Source organism: Galbitalea soli, from assembly GCF_010686725.1.
GTDB lineage: Bacteria > Actinomycetota > Actinomycetes > Actinomycetales > Microbacteriaceae > Galbitalea > Galbitalea soli.
In genome coordinates this window covers 518,930-538,138 of record NZ_JAAGWZ010000002.1, presented here as the reverse complement: position 1 = coordinate 538,138, position 19,209 = coordinate 518,930, and the positions used below count along the sequence as shown (strand labels likewise).

At 71.3% G+C, this 19,209-nt stretch carries 19 protein-coding genes; 6 read left to right on the top strand and 13 right to left on the bottom strand.

Translation table 11 applies throughout. From position 1 onward, the window contains the following. Window positions 1-8 precede the first annotated feature (8 nt). Window positions 9-542 (top strand): nucleoside deaminase, encoded by a 534-nt coding sequence (locus tag G3T37_RS08675; RefSeq protein WP_163473143.1) that lies wholly within the window; start codon window positions 9-11, stop codon window positions 540-542. A 73-nt stretch (window positions 543-615) separates the two neighbouring features. Here the strand turns inward: G3T37_RS08675 and uraH are convergent, their stop codons facing one another. Both uraH and uraD read right to left on the bottom strand, forming a co-directional pair. Further along, window positions 616-942, bottom strand: coding sequence for a hydroxyisourate hydrolase (gene uraH / locus G3T37_RS08670; protein WP_163473141.1), 327 nt, complete (start codon window positions 940-942; stop codon window positions 616-618). Beyond that, on the bottom strand, window positions 939-1,427 hold the full coding sequence (gene uraD / locus G3T37_RS08665; RefSeq protein ID WP_163473140.1) for a 2-oxo-4-hydroxy-4-carboxy-5-ureidoimidazoline decarboxylase: 489 nt from the start codon (window positions 1,425-1,427) through the stop codon (window positions 939-941). The genes uraH and uraD overlap by 4 nt, the downstream gene beginning before the upstream one ends. A gap of 19 nt (window positions 1,428-1,446) precedes the next feature. On the opposite strand from uraD, the gene G3T37_RS08660 reads away from it, so the two are divergent. Next, window positions 1,447-1,992 (top strand): nucleotidyltransferase family protein, encoded by a 546-nt coding sequence (locus tag G3T37_RS08660; protein ID WP_163473138.1) that lies wholly within the window; start codon window positions 1,447-1,449, stop codon window positions 1,990-1,992. On the opposite strand, the gene G3T37_RS08655 is transcribed toward G3T37_RS08660, so the two are convergent. The 7 genes from G3T37_RS08655 to G3T37_RS14635 form a co-directional block, all read right to left on the bottom strand. After that, window positions 1,989-2,810: a MurR/RpiR family transcriptional regulator gene (locus tag G3T37_RS08655; protein WP_163473137.1), complete on the bottom strand. Its 822-nt coding sequence runs from the start codon at window positions 2,808-2,810 to the stop codon at window positions 1,989-1,991. The genes G3T37_RS08660 and G3T37_RS08655 overlap by 4 nt on opposite strands. Next, window positions 2,807-4,084, bottom strand: coding sequence for an allantoate amidohydrolase (locus tag G3T37_RS08650; RefSeq protein WP_163473136.1), 1,278 nt, complete (start codon window positions 4,082-4,084; stop codon window positions 2,807-2,809). The genes G3T37_RS08655 and G3T37_RS08650 overlap by 4 nt, the downstream gene beginning before the upstream one ends. Continuing rightward, complete coding sequence (locus tag G3T37_RS08645; RefSeq protein WP_241732282.1) at window positions 4,081-5,310, bottom strand: pyridoxal-phosphate-dependent aminotransferase family protein; 1,230 nt, start codon at window positions 5,308-5,310, stop codon at window positions 4,081-4,083. The genes G3T37_RS08650 and G3T37_RS08645 overlap by 4 nt, the downstream gene beginning before the upstream one ends. 70 nt (window positions 5,311-5,380) lie before the next feature. Then, the gene (locus G3T37_RS08640; protein WP_163473134.1) at window positions 5,381-6,388 is read right to left on the bottom strand and encodes a sugar phosphate isomerase/epimerase family protein; all 1,008 of its coding nucleotides are present in this window, start codon (window positions 6,386-6,388) and stop codon (window positions 5,381-5,383) included. Beyond that, complete coding sequence (locus G3T37_RS08635; protein WP_338401224.1) at window positions 6,385-7,491, bottom strand: Gfo/Idh/MocA family protein; 1,107 nt, start codon at window positions 7,489-7,491, stop codon at window positions 6,385-6,387. Before G3T37_RS08635 ends, G3T37_RS08640 begins: the two co-directional genes overlap by 4 nt. Window positions 7,492-7,493: 2 nt before the next feature. After that, window positions 7,494-8,597 carry a Gfo/Idh/MocA family oxidoreductase gene (locus G3T37_RS08630; RefSeq protein WP_163473132.1) on the bottom strand — a complete coding sequence of 368 codons (1,104 nt, stop codon included), beginning with the start codon at window positions 8,595-8,597 and terminating at the stop codon, window positions 7,494-7,496. After that, the gene (locus G3T37_RS14635; protein WP_163473130.1) at window positions 8,594-9,373 is read right to left on the bottom strand and encodes a sugar phosphate isomerase/epimerase family protein; all 780 of its coding nucleotides are present in this window, start codon (window positions 9,371-9,373) and stop codon (window positions 8,594-8,596) included. Before G3T37_RS14635 ends, G3T37_RS08630 begins: the two co-directional genes overlap by 4 nt. A gap of 92 nt (window positions 9,374-9,465) precedes the next feature. On the opposite strand from G3T37_RS14635, the gene G3T37_RS08620 reads away from it, so the two are divergent. After that, on the top strand, window positions 9,466-10,623 hold the full coding sequence (locus G3T37_RS08620) for an ROK family protein (protein ID WP_163473128.1): 1,158 nt from the start codon (window positions 9,466-9,468) through the stop codon (window positions 10,621-10,623). Here G3T37_RS08620 and ligD read toward each other — a convergent pair. The 4 genes from ligD to G3T37_RS08600 form a co-directional block, all read right to left on the bottom strand. After that, window positions 10,589-11,926, bottom strand: a complete 1,338-nt coding sequence (gene ligD, locus G3T37_RS08615; RefSeq protein ID WP_163473126.1) for a non-homologous end-joining DNA ligase — start codon at window positions 11,924-11,926, stop codon at window positions 10,589-10,591. The two genes, G3T37_RS08620 and ligD, sit on opposite strands and share 35 nt — an antisense overlap. An 86-nt stretch (window positions 11,927-12,012) precedes the next feature. Further along, window positions 12,013-12,807 (bottom strand): ferritin family protein, encoded by a 795-nt coding sequence (locus tag G3T37_RS08610; protein ID WP_163473124.1) that lies wholly within the window; start codon window positions 12,805-12,807, stop codon window positions 12,013-12,015. A 49-nt stretch (window positions 12,808-12,856) separates the two neighbouring features. Continuing rightward, window positions 12,857-15,121, bottom strand: a complete 2,265-nt coding sequence (locus tag G3T37_RS08605; protein WP_163473122.1) for an SDR family oxidoreductase — start codon at window positions 15,119-15,121, stop codon at window positions 12,857-12,859. Continuing rightward, the gene (locus tag G3T37_RS08600) at window positions 15,118-15,939 is read right to left on the bottom strand and encodes a hypothetical protein (protein WP_163473120.1); all 822 of its coding nucleotides are present in this window, start codon (window positions 15,937-15,939) and stop codon (window positions 15,118-15,120) included. The genes G3T37_RS08605 and G3T37_RS08600 overlap by 4 nt, the downstream gene beginning before the upstream one ends. A 77-nt stretch (window positions 15,940-16,016) precedes the next feature. Here G3T37_RS08600 and G3T37_RS08595 point away from each other — a divergent pair, with 77 nt between their 5' ends. Genes G3T37_RS08595 through G3T37_RS08585 form a run of 3 tightly spaced genes read left to right on the top strand, consistent with a single transcriptional unit; the run spans window position 16,017 to window position 19,206 of the window. Beyond that, window positions 16,017-16,796: an SDR family NAD(P)-dependent oxidoreductase gene (locus G3T37_RS08595; RefSeq protein WP_163473118.1), complete on the top strand. Its 780-nt coding sequence runs from the start codon at window positions 16,017-16,019 to the stop codon at window positions 16,794-16,796. Continuing rightward, window positions 16,793-17,539: a lysophospholipid acyltransferase family protein gene (locus G3T37_RS08590; protein WP_163473116.1), complete on the top strand. Its 747-nt coding sequence runs from the start codon at window positions 16,793-16,795 to the stop codon at window positions 17,537-17,539. Before G3T37_RS08595 ends, G3T37_RS08590 begins: the two co-directional genes overlap by 4 nt. Then, window positions 17,536-19,206, top strand: coding sequence for an FAD-binding protein (locus tag G3T37_RS08585; RefSeq protein WP_163473114.1), 1,671 nt, complete (start codon window positions 17,536-17,538; stop codon window positions 19,204-19,206). Before G3T37_RS08590 ends, G3T37_RS08585 begins: the two co-directional genes overlap by 4 nt. Window positions 19,207-19,209: the final 3 nt, after the last annotated feature.

Below are 19,209 nucleotides of genomic sequence, written 5' to 3'. Positions count from 1 at the left end.
ACGGCAGCATGGACATCGTGAACGTGAACCCCGCAGACGACGACCCGGTCGGCATCGCCGGCACCGCCGGCACCGAGGCGGATGCGCGCTGGCTCGCTCGCACGATCGAGCTGGCGACCCTCAACGTCGCCGACGGCGGCGGGCCGTTCGGCGCGCTCATCACGCGCGACGGCGAACTCGTGGCGGAGGGCCAGAACCGGGTGACCGCCACCCTCGACCCGACCGCGCACGCGGAGGTCACGGCGATCCGCGCGGCCTGCCAGGCGGTGGGCGACTTCTCCCTCGCGGGGGCGACGCTCTACACCTCCTGCGAGCCGTGCCCGCTCTGCCTCTCGGCGGCGCTGTGGGCGCGCATCGACCGCGTGGTGTACGCGGCCGACCGGCACGACGCGGCGCGCGGCGGCTTCGACGACCGGGAGTTCTACGAGCTCTTCGCGCGCGACCGCTCGACCTGGCACATCAGCATCGAGGCGGTGCGCCCCGACAACGCGCCCGAGCCCTTCGACGCGTGGCTGGCGCACGAGCACCGCACCGACTACTAGGGGCGGATGCGCGTGGGCGTGGGCCGCGCGGGCAGCACCGGGGCCCGGTCGCGGCGCCGTGGGCCGCGCGGGCTCAGCTGCCGCGATAGGTGGAGTAGGCGAACGGGCTCAGCAGCAGGGGCACGTGATAGTGCGCCTCGGCCTCCGTCACCTCGAAGTCGATCGTGACGCGCGGGTAGAAACCCGTCTGGCCCACCGACGCGAAGTAGGCGGAGGTGTCGAAGACCAGCCGGTACTCCCCCGGCGCGAGCTGGTCCGGTCCCAGCTCGGGCACGCGACCGTCGGCGTTCGTCGCGGCCCCCGCGAGCACCTCGCCCGACCCCGTGTAGAGCACGACCGGAACGCCCGACGCCGGGCGCCCGAGGCTCGCGTCGAGCACGTGGGTGGTGAGCTGGCTCATGAGGGGTCTCCGAACAGTTTCTCGAGGCGGAGGAGCGCGATGTCGCGCAACTGCTCGCCGACGATGGCGAGCTCGGTACGGTCATCCAACTGGATGCGACGGCGCAGTTCGGTGAGGATCTCGGCCCGGCTGCGCCCCGCCGCACGAATGAGGAAGACGCGGTCGAAGCGCGCCTCGTACTCGGCGTTGCCCGCGGCCAGCGCGGCCGCCAGAGCCTCGTCGTCGGCGTCGACGGCGGCCTGCTCGCTGCGGCTGAACGCCTGCGACGCACCAGAGCCCACCGGCTTCTCGCCGATGCGCGGGTGGTGGACGACCGCCTCATCGATCTCGGCGTCCGCGAGCGGCGTGGCCGCGGCGTGCGCGACGGCGAGGAGCTCGGTCAGATCGGCGTAGGGGGCGGCCGAGGCGACCTCCTCCACCCACCGTTCCACCCCGAGGGCGGTGCGCAGACGGTCGCGGAGCTCGGGGCCGGGAAGGTCGATCATCGTGTGTATAACTGTACCCATGGCTTCCCTCTGCGGACTCGTGCTCGCCGCCGGGGCGGGTCGGCGGATGGGCGGACCCAAGGCCCTCCAGCGCCGCGCCGACGGCGTGCCGTGGCTCGCCCACGCCTCCGCCGTGCTGCGGGCGGCCGGCTGCGAGCGCGTGCTCGTCGTGCTCGGTGCCGCCGCGGACGACGCGCGAGCCCTCGTGCCCGCGGGCGATGAGGTCGTCGTGGCCGAGGACTGGGCGGAGGGCATGTCGGCATCGATCCGCGCGGGCCTCGCCGCGGCCTCCGGAGCGGCGGTGCTGCTCACCCTGGTCGACCTCCCGGAGCTGCCGGACGCGGTCGCGCGACGCGTCGTCGCGGCGGGGTATGGGCCCGACTCGCTGCGCCAGGCCGCCTTCGACGGCCGGCCCGGCCATCCGGTGCTCATCGGGCGCGAGCACTGGGGCGCGCTCGCCGCGGAGCTCCGCGGCGACCGCGGGGCGCGCGGCTACCTGCTCGCGCACGGTGCGCAGGAGATCGAGTGCGGCGACCTCTTCGACGGCGGCGACGTCGACCGCTAGCGCGGCTCCAGCTCGTCGAGGCGGTCGTACAGCTCGTCGATCATCCGCACTCGGCGGCGGCCGTCGGCCTCGCGACGGGCGAGCACGGCATCCGCGATGAGGCTGATGACGCTCGCGACCGCGGCGTAGCTGTCGAAGGCCCCCACGCTGTCGGTCGAGCACTCGACGACGAGGTCGCCCGCGGCGGCGTGGCGGCGGCCGCCGGCGTCGGTGATCAGGATGACCGCCGCCCCGGTGCCCCGCACCGCCGCGGCCACCGCACCGAACAGCTCGGGCCGTCGGCGCAGTCCGATCAGCACGACCGCGTCGCGCGCGTCGATCGAGGCCAGCTCCTCCCCCACCGACTGTCCGGGGTGCGGCGCGACCTCGACGCCGTCGCGGGCCTGGGCGAGCTGCTGGCGGAGGTGCAGCGCCATCGGGTAGCTGTTGCGGAAGCCGATCACGAGCACGCGTCGCGCGTCGGAGAGCACGCGGGCGGCCGCGCGCGGGTCGACCTCGGCGAGCGCCGCGCGGAGGTTGCCCTGCTCGCGGTCGAGGTGGGCCTCGAGCGAGGCGGGCACCGCACCGGCGACCGGGGTGCCGCTCGCGCGCAGGGCGCGGGCGTGGTCGCGCAGATCCTCCGCGCTGTCGAAGCCGAGCCTGCGGTACAGGCGGCTGATGGTCGCCTTCGAGACGCCGCTGAGCGTGGCGACCTCGGTGAGGTTGTAGACGGCGAGGTCGACGAGGTGCTGGCGCAGGAAGTCGGCGCCGCGCTGCTCCTGCGGCGTGAGCTCGCGATAGCTCTCGTCGATCCGCTCGGCGAGGCTCGGCGCGCTCATGCCCGCTCCGCGCCCGCGGGCTCGGCCCGCTCGGGCTCCGCCGCCGCGCGGTGCCGCTCCGCGACCGCGAGCACCGCGGCCTCGAAGGCGTCGAGCGCGGCCGCGACGTCGGCCCTCTTCACGTGCTCGTCGGGGTGATGGCTCACCCCGCCCCGGCAGCGGATGAACAGCATCGCGATCGGCGTCAGCTCCACGACGGCCACGCCGTCGTGACCCGCGCGGCTCCACAATCGCAGCGGCTGCTGATCGCCCGTCGCGCGGATCCCCGCCTCGATCGCCCGCTGAAGCCGCTCGTCGCAGCGCACCGCGTCCGCGCGGTAGATCTCGCGGGCCTCGAAGACGAGCCCGCGACGGTCCGCGATCTCCCGGGCCGCCGCCGTGATCGCGGCGAGGCTCCCATCGCGCGCCTCATCGAACTCCGCGCGCAGGTCGAGCGAGAACTCGACCCGGCCGGGGATCACGTTGACGCCGCCCGGGAACGCCTGCAGCCGGCCCACCGTGCCGATCACGCGGTGCTGCTTCGAGAGCCGCTCGATCTCGACCACGAGCTCGCTCGCGCCCACGAGGGCGTCGCGCCGCCGGTCGTAGGGGGTGCCCCCGGCGTGGCCCGCCGAGCCCGTCATGGTGAGGGCGAAGCGGCGCGCACCCGCGATGGAGGTCACGACGGCGAGGCGCCGGTCCGCGTCCTCCAGATAGGGGCCCTGCTCGATGTGCGCCTCCAGGTAGCCCACGTAGTTCTCCGGCCGCCGGAACGCACCCGGCAGGCGGGCCGGGTCGAGCCCGTAGTCGACGAAGGCCTCCGCGAGGGTGATGCCGTCGGCATCGGCGAGGTCCCACCACGCCGGATCCCAGGTGCCCGCGAGCGCCCGGCTCCCGGTGAGCGCGTTCCCGAAGCGGGTGCCCTCCTCGTCGCTGAAGGCCACCACCTCGAGGGCGAAGGGCAGTCGGATGCCGCGGCGCGCGATCCTCGCGGCGACCGCGATCGCCAGCAGCACGCCGAGCATCCCGTCGTAGCGGCCGGCGTCCGGCACGGTGTCGATGTGGGAGCCGAGCAGCAGGGCGGGCAGGCCGTCGGACTCGCCCTCGAGGCGCCCGCAGCGGTTGCCGGCCGGATCCTGCCAGCTGTGCAGGCCGGCGGCGGTCATCCACTCGCCGACGAGCGCGCTCGCCGCGGCGTGCTCGGGTGACAGGTGCACGCGCTCGAGCACGTCGGGGCGGCTCGAGATCGCGTTGAGCTCGTCGCAGCGATCCATGATGAGATCGGCGTCGCTCATGCCGCCGTCGCCTCCCCGGCGTAGAAGTCGAGCGCGGCCCCCACACCGCTCCCGCCCGTGACGGCGACGCCCCCGCGGCGGAGCACCTGTTCGAGCGCGGCGAGGGTGAGCAGCACCGTGTCGCGACGGGCGTTGTAGCCCATGGTGCCGATGCGCCAGACGCGACCGTGCAGGGGGCCGAAGCTCGTGCCGATCTCGATGCCGTAGTCGCCGAGCATCGCCGCGCGCGCCCCGTCGCCGTCGATGCCCGCCGGGATCTCGACCCCGACGACGTTCGTCATCTTGACCGACTGGTCGCCGAAGAGGGTGAGGCCGAGCGCGCGCAGACCGTGCACCATCGCGGTGCCGTGCAGGCGGTGCCGCTCGACGGCGGCGGGAATGCCCTCCTCCACGAGGATGACCGCGCACTCCCGCGCCCCGTACAGCGCACTCGTCGCCTCGGTGTGGTGATTGAGCCGCTTCGGTCCCCAGTAGTCGAGGATCTGCGCCAGGTCGAAGTAGTTGCTGCGGATCGGCTGGGCGATCACCGGGTCGCCCTCGGCGCGGATCCCCGCCTCGATGCTCTTCCGCGCGGTGATGATCTCGACCGCGCGGGGCGACAGGGTGATGGGGGCGCTGCCGGAGGGACCACCCAGGCACTTCTGGAGGCCCGCGGTGACGACGTCGATGCCCCAGGCATCCGTCTCGAAGGTGTTGCCGCCGAGCGACGCGGTGGCGTCGGTGTAGAGCAGCACACCGTGCCGCGCGCAGATCTCGCCGATCTCGTCGAGCGGCTGCGCGAGCGTCGTGGAGGTGTCGCCGTGCACGATGGCGAGGAGCTTCGGGCGGGTCTGGATGATCGCCTCCTCGATCTCCGCGGGCGTGAACACCGTGCCCCACTCCCGCTCCCGCACCTGCACCTCGGCGCCGCAGCGCTCGGCGATCTCGCGGAGAAGGTGCCCGAACCGACCGAAGATGGGCACGAGCACCACATCGCCGGGTTCGATGAGCGAGACGAGGGCGGCCTCGATGCCCGCCCGGCTCGTGCCGTCCACAATGAGGGTGGCCTCGTTCGCCGTGCGGAACACCTGGCGGTAGAGCGCCATCGTCTCGTTCATGTAGCCGGTCATCGCCGGGTCGTACTGCCCCACGAGCTGCGCCGACATGGCCCTCAGCACACGCGGGTCGGCGTTGATCGGGCCGGGACCCATCAGCAGTCGAGACGGCGGGTTGATGGATGTCGTCATGGCGGGCCTCTCGCGCGGTGAATCAGTTGTTCCAAGAATACACGTCTCGGAACAACTGTTTCATGACCCCCTACTGATTCGAGAAGGCCGCGTCGAACGACGCCGCCGGCAGCTCCCACAGCAGCGAGCGGATGAACGTGACCGCCTCCGCGGCGCCGTGCAGGCGATCCATCCCGGCGTCCTCCCACTCGATCGAGATCGGCCCGCGGTACCCGATCGCCTCGAGCGCGCGGAAGGAGTCCTCCCACGGCACGTCGCCGTGGCCGGTGGAGACGAAGTCCCAGCCGCGACGCGGGTCGCCCCACGGAAGGTGGGAGCCGAGCACGCCGGCCCGACCGTTCTGCGGGCGCAGCCGGGTGTCCTTGCAGTCGACGTGGTAGATGCGGTCGGCGAAGTCGACGATGAAGCCGACCGGGTCGATGTTCTGCCACATCATGTGCGAGGGGTCCCAGTTGAAGCCGAAGGCCGCGCGGTGGTCGATCGCCTCGAGCGTGCGCACCGAGGTCCAGTAGTCGTAGGCGATCTCGGAGGGGTGCACCTCGTGGGCGAACCGCACGCCCTCCGCGTCGAAGACGTCGAGGATAGGGTTCCAGCGATCGGCGAAGTCCTGGTAGCCCGCCTCCAGCACGCTCGCGGGCACCGGTGGGAACTGCGCCACATACGGCCAGATGCTCGACCCCGTGAAGCCGACGACCACGTCGACCCCGAGTTTGCGGGCGACCCGGGCGGAGCGCTTCATGTCCTCGGCCGCGCGCCGGCGGACCCCCTCGGCGTCCCCGTCGCCCCACACCGCGGGTCGCAGGATGGCCTGGTGCCGGAAGTCGATGGGGTCGTCGCAGACCGCCTGACCGGCGAGGTGATTGGAGATGGCGTGCACGCGCAGACCGTGGCGGTCGAGGATCTCGAGTCGCGACGCGAGGTAGGCGTCGTCCTCGTCGGCGCGCGCGAGATCGAGGTGGTCGCCGGATGCGGCGATCTCGAGGCCGTCGTATCCCCAGGAGGCGGCGAGCCGGGCCACCTCCTCGAACGGCAGGTCGGCCCACTGGCCGGTGAACAGGGTGACGGGGTGCGAACTCATGCTGTTCCTTCGTCGTCGATGGTGATCCAGTGTCCGGTCTCGGCCGAGTCCAGCACGGCCTCGGTGATGCGGGCGGCGCGCAGCCCGTCCGCGAAGCGCGGCAGCCCCTCCGGGCTCTCGCCCCCGATCGCAGCATAGGTGTCGGCGACGAAGCCCGCGAACGCGTCCACATAGCCCTGCGCGTGCCCCGCGGGAACGACCGAGAGGCGCGCGGCGTCGGGCCCCAGCTGCGCGGGATCGCGGGGCAGCAGCACGCGCCCGCTGCGCCGCCCCAGCCACAGCGTCTCGGGCTGCTCCTGATCGAAGGCGATGCTCTCCGCGCTGCCGGCGATCTCGAGGTGCAGCCGGTTCTTGCGCCCCGGGGCGGCCTGCGACACGAGCAGGGTGCCGATCGCTCCGCCGCGGGTCTCGAGGGTGACCGCCGCCGCGTCCTCCGTCGTGACCGTCGCGTGGCTCGGCCGCGAGCCGAAGAAGGTGCTCGTCAGCGCGCTCACGCGCGCGATCCGGTCCCCCGTCACGAACTCGATGAGGTCGACGAGGTGCGAGCCGATGTCGCCGAACGCGCGCGAACGACCGCCCAGCGCGGCGTCGACCCGCCAGTTGTCGTCGCCCGCCTCCAGCAGCCAGTCCTGCAGATACGAGCCGTGGATGCTCAGCAGCCGCCCCACGTGACCGGCGGCGACCCGCGCGCGGGCCTCGCGCACCATCGGGTGGAACCGGTAGACGAACGGCACCGTCGCCGTGACCCCCGCGCGCTCGGCGGCCCGCACGAGCTCCTCGGCCTGAGCCACCGTCACGGCGAGCGGCTTCTCGCAGATGACGTGCCGGCCGGACGCGATCACGGCCAGCGCCTGCTCGTGGTGGAGCGCGTTGGGCGTGCAGATGTGGACGACGTCGAGGCGGTCATCCGCCAGCAACTCGGTGAGGCCGTCATAGGCGTGCTCGATGCCCAGTTCGTCGGCGGCCCGCTGCGAACGGGCCGGGCTCGACGAGCTGATGCCGAGCAGGCGCGCCCGAGCCGAGCGAGCGGCGCGGCTGTGCACCGCGGCCATGAACCCGCCGCCCACGAAGCCCGCGACGAGACCGTCGGCCGCCGTGCCCACGATCAGCCGCCCAGGGTCGCGACGCGCGGGTCCCAGCCCTCGTCGAGCGGCGGAGCAACGGTGACCGTGCTCTCCACCGCGACGGGATGCCCGGCCTCCGCCGCCTCGATGGTCGACACCATGATGTCGACCACGTGGTAGGCCTGCTCACCGCTCGCCCGCTCCGGTCGCCCCGCGCGGATCGCCTGCGCGAGTTCCGCCACGCCGGTGCCGCGCGAAGTGGTGACCCCGGTCGCCGGGATGATCTCGCTCGTGTGCGGGTCGCGGTGCAGCACGAGGTCGCCTTCGAACATGTTGGGGTCGGGCACGACGAGCGTGCCGCCGACCCCCGCGACCTCGAACTGCGTGCGCCCGAGCTTCGAGTCGAAGCTGAACAGGCTCTGCGCCGTCTGCCCGCTCTCGAACTCGTACAGCGCGCTCACGTGGGTGGGAACGGTGACGTCGAACTCCTCGCCGGCGCGCGGCCCCGAGCCGATGGTGCGCCGGGCCTTCGACTTCGAGGCGACGGCGCTCACCCGGGTGACCGGCCCGAACATCTGCACGAGCGCGGTGAGGTAGTAGGGCCCCAGGTCGAACAGCGGCCCAGCACCCTCCTGGAACAGGAAGTCGGGGTTGGGGTGCCAGAGCTCCGGTCCCGGATTCTGGGTGAGGGTGAGGGCGGTCAGCGGCGCGCCGATCCCGCCTGCCGCGAGAAGGCGCAGGGCCGACTGGATGCCCGCCCCCAGGAAGGTGTCCGGCGCGGTCGCGACGCGCAGGCCGGCCGCGTGCGCCGCATCCAGCAGCTGGCGCCCGCTGGCGCGATCGAGCGAGAAGGGCTTCTCGCTCCACACGTGCTTTCCCGCGGCGAGGATCTGCAGCCCGACCTCCACGTGCACCGCGGGGATGGTGAGGTTGACGACGATCTCGATCCCGTCGTCGGCGAGCAGTTCGGCGACGCTGCCCGAGCGCGCGATCCCGTACTTCTCTGCCTGCGCCCGGGCGCGGTCCTCGTCGAGGTCGGCGACGAAGCGCACCTCGAGGTCGGGGAATGTCGTGAGGTTGTCGAGGTACTGGCTGCTGATGACGCCCGCGCCGATCACGCCGACGCCGACCCGTGCCGCGCTCACGCGAGGCCCACCGCGACGAGGTAGGCGTAGCTGTCGGCCACGGCGGTGAAGCGGTCGCCGCGGGAGTCGTCGAGCTCGACGACCCGGAGCGCGGTCGGCGCGGCGGCGATGATGTCGGCGACCGGCAGCACTCCGCTGCCCACCGCCACCTGGTCTTTGGTGTCGGCGGTGCCGGGGCCGTCCTTGATGTGCAGCGCCACGACGCGGTCGCCCAGACTGCGCAGCAGGGCGACCGGGTCGCCGCCGCCCACGGTGACCCAGTAGGTGTCGACCTCGAGCACGATGCCCGGCTCCAGCAGCCCCGCGAAGTACTCCAGCGCGGTCTGGTCGCCGATCCGGCTCTCGATCTCGTGCGCGTGGTTGTGGTAGCCGACCCGCACGCCGTACGCGGCGGCGACCTGGGCCGCGGCGTTCAGCAGTTCGGCGGTCTTCTCGATGTCGGCAGCGGTCAGCCAGTACTCCGGCGTGACGTAGGGGTCGATGACGGTGGGGATGCCCAGCTCCTGCGCGGTCGCGAAGAAGGGCTCAACCTCTTTGCCCAGGTAGTTCGCGTGGGTCGTGGGGGCGCTGAGACCGGCCGCCGCGAGCGCGTCTCCGAGGCCCGGAAGCTGGGTGAAGGCGAACGGCTCGACGTTGCTGAATCCGATGTCGGCGAGGCGCTGGAGGGTGCCGGGCAGATCCGCCTGGATCGCCTCCCGCACGGTGTAGAGCTGGACGCTGAGTTGGGGGTGGGACACGGTACTCCTCGGTGAGCGGTCGATCGGTGGTGGTCCCATTCAAGCAGACTTCTGTCATCACGCAAGCAAAAGTGTCGAACTATTTCGCAAAACGCGGGAAGACCCGACCCGCTCTGTGGTTCAATGGGGCCATGACCGCCCCGGCCGCCCCGCTCGTCGCCGCGGAGGACGCCCCCGTGCTGGCACTCCTGCGGGACGGCGTGCCGCACACGCGCGCCCAGCTCATCGAACTCAGCGGGCTCTCCCGCTCGACCCTCGGCCTGAGACTGGACTCCCTCCTCGCCTCCGGGCTCGTCGGTCCGGCCGGGGGCGGCGTCTCCTCCGGTGGGCGCCCGCCCGCCTACCTGGCGTTCCGCGCCGACGCTCGCGTGATCGGCGCGATCGACCTCGGCGCCACGCACGGCGTCGTCGCGCTCACCGATCTCGCGGGGCGCATCCTGAGCCTCGAGAGTCGCGAGCTCGATATCGCCGAGGGGCCGCTGCCGATCCTCGACTGGGCGACGGATGCCCTCGCACGGCTTCTCGCCGCCGCGCGCCGCCCCGCCCGCGACCTCGCCGGCATCGGCGTCGGTGTGCCCGGCCCCGTCGAGCACTCGACCGGCATTCCCACCAACCCGCCGATCATGCCCGGCTGGGACGGCTTCGACGTGCCGGCGCGGTTGCGCGAGCGGTACCGCGTGCCGGTGCTCGTCGACAACGACGTGAACCTGCTCGCGCTCGGCGAGCACGCGACCGTGCACCCCGGGGTCGACGACCTGTTCTTCGTCAAGGTCGCCACCGGTATCGGCGCGGGGATCATCAGCGGCGGCCGCCTGCAGCGCGGCGCTCAGGGCACCGCCGGCGATCTCGGGCACGTTCGCGTCCCGTTCTCGTCGCGCACCCCGGCGCACGGCGCGGCGGATGCCGACCTCGAGGCGCTCGCGAGCGGACCGGCGCTCGCGGGCGCGCTGGCCGCGGCGGGCATCCCGGCGACCTCGACGAGCGACGTGGCGGCGCTCGCGCGCGCCGGCGACCCGGCCGCGATCGACGCGGTGCGGCAGGCCGGACGCGATCTGGGCGAGGTCGTCGCCACCTGCGTCAACGTGCTCAACCCCTCCGTCGTCGTGATCGGCGGGGGCCTCGTGCTCGCGGGCGAGCACCTCGTGGCCGGGGTGCGCGAGGTGGTCTACGGCCAGTCGACCCCGCTCGCCACGCGCTACCTGACGATCACCGAGTCACGGTCGGGCGAGACCGGCGGCGTGACGGGCGCCGCGATCATGCTCGTGCAGCACCTGCTCGAACCGCGCTGAGCGGCCCCGCGGAGGGGCGCACCGGCAGGGTGCGAACCGCCTGGCGGATGGGGTCGGCGACCAGCAGGTGCACGAGCCACGCGTCCGACCTCCCGGCCTCGGTGTTGATGAGGGCGAGACGATGAGACCCGTGCGCGCCCGTCACGGTGAGGATGATCTCCCCATCGTCGTGCCACTTCTCGACCTCGTACGTGCCCGAGTCGCGCATGCGCCCGGCGGCGTCCACCTCGTGCTCCACCCGCTCGGCGGCCTGGTTGTGGCGCGGGTCGGTCGGCAGCCCCTTCGGCAGCACCCAGCGATAGCTGCGGCCGTGCCGGTGGACGCTGAGCAGGATTCCGTGCCGCCGGCCCGCCAGCTCCTGAATCACGAAGCTGCGCCCGCCGGTGACGGGCGCCGCCTTCACCGTCTCCGGCCCGCCGCCGAAGCCGCTCATCGGGTCGTCTCCGCCCCAGACCCGACGCAGCACCTCGCGGTAGTGCAGCTGGGCGAGCGCGGGATCGTCGAGTTCCGCCCAGTGCCGCGGGGCCGCGACGGTCGGGGTGAACCGCCCGCGTAGCGAGTAAGGCACCACCGTCGTCTTGTTCTCGCTGTTCTGGCTCCAGTCGACCAGCACCTTGCCCGCGCGCAGGCTCCGCTTCATGTCGCTCACGACGAGGTCGGCGTGGTCGCTCTCCAACTCGCGGGCCAGCTCGTGCGCGAGCGCGCTCACCGCGGCGGAGCTCCGCGAGCCGTCGAGCGCGGCGTAGAGGTGGATGCCCTTGCTCCCGCTCGTCACCGGAACGGGCTCGAGCCCCATGCCCTGCAACCGCACGCGGGCCAGCCGTGCCACCTCGGCGCACTCGGCGAGCCCGGCGCCCTCCCCCGGGTCCAGGTCGAGCACGAGCCGGTCGGGAGCCCGGTGACCGCCGTGCGGGCCGAAGCGCCACTGCGGCACGTGGATCTCGAGGGCGGCGAGCTGCGCGAGCCAGACGAGGGTCGCGGCGTCGTTGACGAGCGGGTAGATGTTCACGTCGTCGGCATGCTGGAGGGGGCGCCGCTTGACCCAGGCGGGGGCGGAGTCCTCCAGGTTCTTCTGGAAGAAGACGGCACCCGGTTCCTCGGGTGAGCCGACGCCGTCCACCCAGCGCTTCCGGGTCGCCGCGCGGTCGGTGGAGTGCGGCAGGAGGAACGGCGCGATCCTCGTGTAGTACTCGACGACATCGCGCTTCGTCGTCCCCGTCGCCGGGTAGAGGATCTTCGCGGGGTGCGTCAGCGTGAGTTCGTGGCCCTCGACGGTGAGGGTCTGGGAGTCGGCTGATGCCATGTCGTCATTCTTCGCGCGCTTGCTGTGCCCCGGCTAGGGCTTGACCGTGCTCCCCCTGAGGGTTACCTCGCGACGCGAGGAGCCGATCAGGCCGCGATGCCGAGCTTGTCGAGCGAGTCCTCGACGATCTTGAGGCCCTCGAGCCCGGGCAGTCCGCTGATGGCGGCATCGATCTTGCGGGCCGCCTTTCGCCCCTCCGGGCCGCTCATGAGGTGGTTCATCACGTGGACGACCTCGCTGCGCTCCATGATGCTCGACCCGACGGGCGCCCAGAACTTGCCGAGCGCGAGACGCGCGATCACCTGCGCCTTCTTGCTCTTGGCGAGCCGGTCGCGGGCCTGGGAGGTGTAGAAGGCGACGTGGCGCGCCTCCTGCTTGGCGATGCGCTTGAGCAGTTCGGCGAGCACCGGGTCCTGCTCCAGCTCCGCCATGCGGTTGTAGGCCTGGATGGCCGACCACTCGTTCGCCGCACCCCACGCCATGTGCACCGCGACGAAGTCGTTGCCGACGATCTTGCCGAGCACCGACTGCTTGATCGGGTCGAGGCGATCCTTCCAGCCGAGCTTGAGGCGGTTCGCCTTCAGCTCGTCGAAGTCGACGGTCACGCCGTGGATGCCCAGCACCGTGGCGAGCGCCTCGCCGTGCCAGAACTCCTCGCGGTTCCACATCGTCATGAAGGCGCTCATGTCGGCCTCCTTGTGCGAGGGGGTCGTGAGCAGATCGCGCGTGTAGCAGACGGTGTGGTACTCGACGTCCGTCATGTAGCGGAGGGTGCGCAGCGAGGTCTCGTTGAGCGGCTCGGTACGGAACTTCTCGAGGTCGAGGTCGTCCCAGTTCACGCTGACGGATGTCGCGGTGTACTTGTCAACGTCAAAAGCCATGTCGTTGTTCGGGAGGGAGGCTTGCGCCTGTCCTCTCGCTCCCTTCGTGTCAGTCGGTTGGATCCCCGGGCGTCAGATCATGCGACCCGCGCGTCCAGTTGTGGATTCTCCAACGTCTTCGTTGTGCCTCGCGGGAGAGATTGGTGTCGGGGTTGACCGCGTTCGGGTTTCCCAGCAACTCCAACCACACGAGGTCGGCATGACTGTCACCATAACCATACGACTGCGAGAGGGTGATGTCGTGGGTCTGCGCGTACTGGCGCAACCAGGCGGCACGTGCCTCATCGACGAGCGGCGGCTTGGCCAGGTATCCGGTGAGCACGCCATCCTTCACATCCATGGTGCCGGCGACCACCTCGTCGAAGAGGTGGGCGATGGGCTGCACGAGCGTGCCGATCGACCCGGTCACGAGGATCGTGCGGTGCCCGGCCGCGCGGTGCTCGTTGATGCGGTCGATCGCGGCGGGCATCGTGTGGCGCAGCAGCGTGTCGCGGTAGCCGCCCCTGACGACCCGGTCGAGTCTCGCGGCGGGCATGCCGGCGTAACGGCGCAGGAACACGCGGATGAACTCTCCGCGGTCGTGCCGCTCCGCGCGCAGGTAGCGCGGCAGCGAGCCGAGCAGGCTGAGCACCTCGCCCGGCCAGGCGGCCTTCCGCAGGCCCGCCGACCGCACCCACAGGTACTGCTGCACGATGTTGGAGTCGACGACGGTGCCCTCGAGATCGAAGATGGCGACGACGTCGCTGCGCGTCGGCAGGGCCTTCTCGGCGCGCTCCGAGGCGGCGGGCCGCTTCTGGAAGGCGCGCGTCATCGCCGTGATCGACGGGAAGTGCACCCGCTGCAGGTAGTCCTCCCAGTCGATCTCGGTCACGTCGAATCCGATGTCGGCACGGGCCTTGGCGGGCAGCGCCGCGTTCAAGGCCTTCGTGCGGGTGTCGTCGAAGATGATCTCGGTCTGCACGTAGGCGCGGTAGAGCTGGGTGAAGTTGCGCAGGGACTCGAGGTCGCGCCGGTTGGAGTCGACCTTGGCCAGGCGCTCGCGCGTGCGGGCCGAGGACGGCAGCCGCTCGAGTGCCGCACCCAGCAGCTCGTTGGCGCGCTCCTTGGCGAGCAGTGATCGCTCGACCCGGCGGCCCCCCGGGAACTTCCACATCGGCACCGCGATGTGGCCGCTGTCGCCCTGCGGCATCGGGTTGGCGAGGAAGAAGGTGTTCACGTTCTGGAACATGCGGTGGAACGGCAGCGGATTGCCGGCCCCCGAGCTCACGTGGAAGTACTCCGGCTCGCCGGCGGGTGCCGGGTTGGCGGCGACCGCGAGGATCACGTTGACCACGAAGTCGACCGGGATGAGGTCGAGCACGCTGTCGGGAAGCCCCGGGAACTCGGGCAGCATGCCGCGACCGTAGGCGAGGATCAGCGGGTCGGCGACCTTGAAGCCGTCGATCCAGCCGGGGAAGGGGTGGCGCAGGGCGCTCTCGATGATCGCGGGACGCACGATCGACAGACGGTGACCCGCCTGCGCCCACATGGTCTCGGCGGCGCGCTCGGCGAAGGCCTTCGTGAGCGTGTAGACGTCGGTCCAGCCGAGGCTCTCGGCGCGCATCCGACCGTAGTCGACCAATCGCGCCTGCACCCAGGCGACGCGGGCCGCCTCGGCCGCCTTCGCGACCGCCTGCGGGCCCTCCTTGCCGTGACCCGCCTTCGCCTCGCCGATGAACTTGCGCAGGGTCTGCGGCTCGCGCGACGCCATCTCCACGCGCACGCGGGCGCCCTTCGCCGCCTCGTACTCGGCGCGCCAGTCCACCTCGTGGGTCAGGCTCGCCTCCGGCTGGATGCCCTTGCGGATACCGCCGACGTACGCGGTGGAGACGTGTACGACCCGGGGGTCGCCACCGCTCGCGGCGAGCGCCTCGTAGAGCCCGATGGCCCCGCCGACGTTGGTGTCGAAGGCCTGATCGATGGGCGGATCGAACGAGACGGTCGATGCCGAGTGGATGACCACGTCGAGGTCGCCCGGAAGCGCCGGAACGTTGCTCAGCCCGCCCTCGATCACGCGCAGTCGATCGCGCACCGCGCGCTCGACCTCCTCCTCGCCCACGCGCTCGCGCCAGGCGGTGAACACCGGCTTGCGCAGCAGGGTGCGCAGGCGGTCCTCACCACTCGTGGACCCCTTCGTGCGGATCAGCAGCGAGATGGTCGTGCCGGGGTGCGACGACAGCAGGCGTTCGAGGATCGCCTGGCCGACGAATCCGGTGCCGCCGGTGAGGAAGACGTGCGCCGACCCGAGGTCGGTCGCGGCGCGACGCGGGCTCACGGGAGGAGCCTCTGCGCGACGGTGGACCCGATGCGGGCATCCATGCCGGGGAGGGCGGCGACGCGGGTGCCGATGAGCGCGGCACGGTCCGCGCCCTCACTGCCCCCGAAGACGAAGCGCTCGAAGAAGCTGCGGTCGGAGTCGGCGCGGTCGACGGCGCCGATCGGCCACACGGCGTGCAGCAGCTCGGTGCGGGTGAGCTTCACCGCGCGCGGCGACTCGCTCAGCCGGCGGCGGGCCTCGTCGTCGAAGAAGCGCGCGTGGCGTTCCTTCACGTCGAGGATGAGCTGGATGGTCGCGGCGAGTGCGGGACTCTTGCTCACGGCCGACAGCCTCTCGTAGGCGGTACGAGTGATCCACTCGTCGATGAGGCCGGTGGTCATGTGGACGGCGATGATGGGAACCCCTTGCCTGATGGCGGATACTGCTCGGCGAATGGGACCACGGCGGTCCCTCGCGTCGGCGTGTGCGGTGCGGGTGCGGCCTTCCTCGATGGCCTGCGCGCGCGGCTGGCCGTTGGCCTCGAGCACCGCGTCGAGCGCGTCGGCGATCCAGAACTTCTCGAACGCCCAGGTGACCAGGAAGGCGGTCACCCGCGCATCCTTGTGGGTCGCGGTGACGAGCAGATTGCGCAGGTGCTCCATCGTCGCGCTCTCCAGGCGACCGAGGTACCGCACCGCGTGCAGGCTCTCGTCGCTGAGCGGCGCCGACGCGAATTCGTCGAGGTGCAGTTCGTCGCGGTGGTTGCCGCGCGCCGTGCGGGTGAATTCCCGCACATTGAATCGCACACCGGAGCGGATGTCGCCGCTAGAAGTCATGAGAGTAAGCCCTTGCTACCGAGGGTGACGAGTGCGCTGGGCACAACGTTGCCTGTCAAGACCGTATCGTAAGTGGCATGGGTGTAGCTCTCGTGACCGGGGGAACGTCCGGCATCGGTGCCGCGTTCGCCAGAAAACTCGCTGCCCGTGGCTACGACCTCGTTCTTGTCGCTCGCTCCGAGGAGCGGCTCGCCGAGATGGCGACCGAGCTGCGGGCGCTCGGCCGCACCGTCGAGGTGCTGCCGAGCGATCTGTCGGTGCGAGCGGATGTCCAGCGCGTCGCCGATCGCCTCGAAGACCCCGCGCATCCCATCGACATGCTCGTCAACAACGCGGGCTTCGGAGTGCACACGCGACTGCTCGATCCCGACGTCGCCGCCCATGACCGCGCCTTCGAGGTGATGTGCCGCGCGGTGCTCGTGCTCTCGGGCGCCGCCGCGCGCGGGATGCTGCCGCGCGGACGCGGCGCGATCGTCAACGTGTCGAGCACGGCCGGCTTCATCACGATGGGCAACTACTCCGCGATCAAGGCCTGGGTGACCTCCTACAGCGAGGGCCTGTCGGTCGAGCTGAAGGGCACCGGCATCAGCGTCACGGCGCTCTGCCCGGGCTGGGTGCGCACCGAGTTTCACGATCGCGCCGGGATCCGGTCGAGCAGCATTCCAAACTCGATGTGGCTCGACGCCGAACCAGTCGTCGACGCGTGTCTGCGCGACGTGGACAGGGGCAAGGTGATTTCCATACCCACTGTTCGCTACCGTGTGCTGATCTGGTTGGCCCGACACGCACCTAAGTCGGCGATTCGCGCGATCTCAGGTTCCATCTCATCCTCACGTCGGAAGCCGGTCACCGCATGACTGCTGGAGCACAGGGCAACACCGAGGCCACCCCCTCCGAGCCCGTGCGCGACCGCTTCAACTCGCCCGGCCACGCCGCGGCCCGCTTCGTCGCCCAGCGCGGTCTCCTCAAGCCGCTGGTCTGGTCGCTCACGAGCGTGACCGTGCTCGGCCGCTCCCGGCTGAAGGGCGTCAAAGGCGGCTTCGTCGTCGTCGCCAACCACTCCAGCCATCTCGACACCCCGCTGATCTTCGGCTCGCTTCCCCGGCGGCTCGCCCGCTACCTCGCCGCGGGTGCGGCCGCGGACTACTTCTTCGACGTGTGGTGGCGGCGCGGGCTCACCGCCCTGTTCTTCAACGCGTTCCCGGTGCAGCGCGAGGGCAAGACACGCCGCTCCATCAGCGCCAAGTCGCTCCTGCTGCGCGGCGTTCCCCTGCTCGTGTTCCCCGAGGGCACGCGCTCGAAAGACGGCACCTTCGGCCCCTTCAAGCCGGGTGCGGCGGCCCTCGCCGCGTCGTGCGGGGTGCCGTGCATCCCCACCGCCCTCATCGGCGTGCACATCGCCCACCCCCGCGGCACCAACTGGCCGAAGAGCGGGCGTCTGCCCGTCGGCGTGGTGTTCGGCGACCCGATGACGGCGAAGCCGGGTGAGAGCGCCGTCGACTTCACCGAGCGCATCCGGCACGAGATCGAACGACTTCGGGCGGAGCATTCGGCCAGTATCCTTGGGCAGCCGACACCGGAAAGAGGAGTGCAGCAGTGACCGACGTCAAACACATGAAGTGGTGGGGCTGGGGCATCGAGGGAGTGGGATTCCACTACGACGACAAGCCCGCCTTCGCACCCTTCGTGAAGTACGCGGTCGGCCTCGACCTGTCGACGCCCGCCACCCCGGTCGCGCCGTTCTCAGAGATCACGGTGCCGGCGAGCCGCGCGAGCGAGGAGTTCGTGTCGCGGCTGACCCGCATCGTCGGCGCCGACAACCTGACGACGGATGACCAGGCTCGGGTCGTCCACACCTTCGGCAAGAGCATCCGCGACCTGATCCGGGTGCGCGCCGCCGACTTCCCGCGCACGCCCGACGTGGTCGTCTACCCGGCCGACGAGGTCGAGGTGCAGCAGCTCGTCGATGCGGCGGTCGAGGCCGATGCGGTGATCATCCCGTTCGGCGGCGGCAGCAACATCGTCGGCAGCCTCGAACCGCTCGCCAGTGAGGAGCGCACGGTCATCTCGCTCGATCTGGGGCGGATGCGCCGCGTGCTCGAGATCGACGAGGAGTCGGGCCTCGCCCGCATCGAGGCGGGCGCCCAGGGCCCCGACCTCGAGGCCCAGCTCGTGGAGAAGGGCTGGACCCTCGGCCACTTCCCCGACAGTTTCACCCACTCCACTCTCGGCGGCTGGGTCGCGACCCGGTCGTCGGGCATGCAGTCCGACAAGTACGGCGACATCGCCGACATCGCGCGCGGGCTGCGGGTGGTCCGCCCGGGCGGCACCCTGGTCATCCGTCCCCTGCCGAGCACCTCGACCGGGCCGAGCGTTCGCGAGATGATCATCGGCTCCGAGGGTCGTCTCGGGGTCATCACCGAGGTCACCGTGCAGGTGCATCGCACCCCTGAGAAGCGCGACGTCTACGCGTACTTCTTCCCCAACTGGGGTGCGGGCCTCGCGGCCATGCAGGCGATCGCGGAGAGCGACGCCACACCGTCGATCACGCGCGTGTCGGACGCGCGGGAATCGGCCTTCTCGCTCGCGACGAGCAAGGAGTCCTCGGGCGTCACCAAGTTCATCACCGGCACCGTGCTGCCGGGCCTCATGAAGCTCAAGGGCTGGAAGAACCTCGACGAGATCTGCCTCTCCTTCATCGGCTACGAGGGCAGCGAGTCGCACGCCAAGCGGCAGAAGAGCCTCGTCGAGGCGCTCGTCAAGAAGCACGGGGGCTTCGGCGTGGGCACCGGGCCAGGTGTGCTGTACGACCAGAAGAAGTTCGACACCCCCTACCTGCGCGACTTCCTGCTCGACCGGGGGGCCGCCGCCGATGTCTCGGAGACGGCCGCGCCGTGGTCGAAGCTGCAGACCGTCTACACGAACGCCTACGCAGCCGCCAACCGGGCCTACGCCGAGCTCGGCGTGCAGGGCTGGATCATGGCGCACCTGTCGCACTCCTATCACTCGGGCGCGTGCCTGTACTTCACCTTCGCCTTCGTGCACGGGGATGCCCCGCTCGAGCAGTACGACGTGGTCAAGCGAGCCATTCAGCAGTCGTTCATCGACTCCGGCGCCACGCTCAGCCACCACCACGGTGTCGGGCTCGAGCACGCGCCGTGGCTCGAGCAGGACATCTCGACCCAGGGCGCGGCCGTCATGCAGGGTCTGCTCGATTCGGCCGACCCGACCCGCACCTTCAACCCGGGGAAGATCACCGGAAAGTAGGAG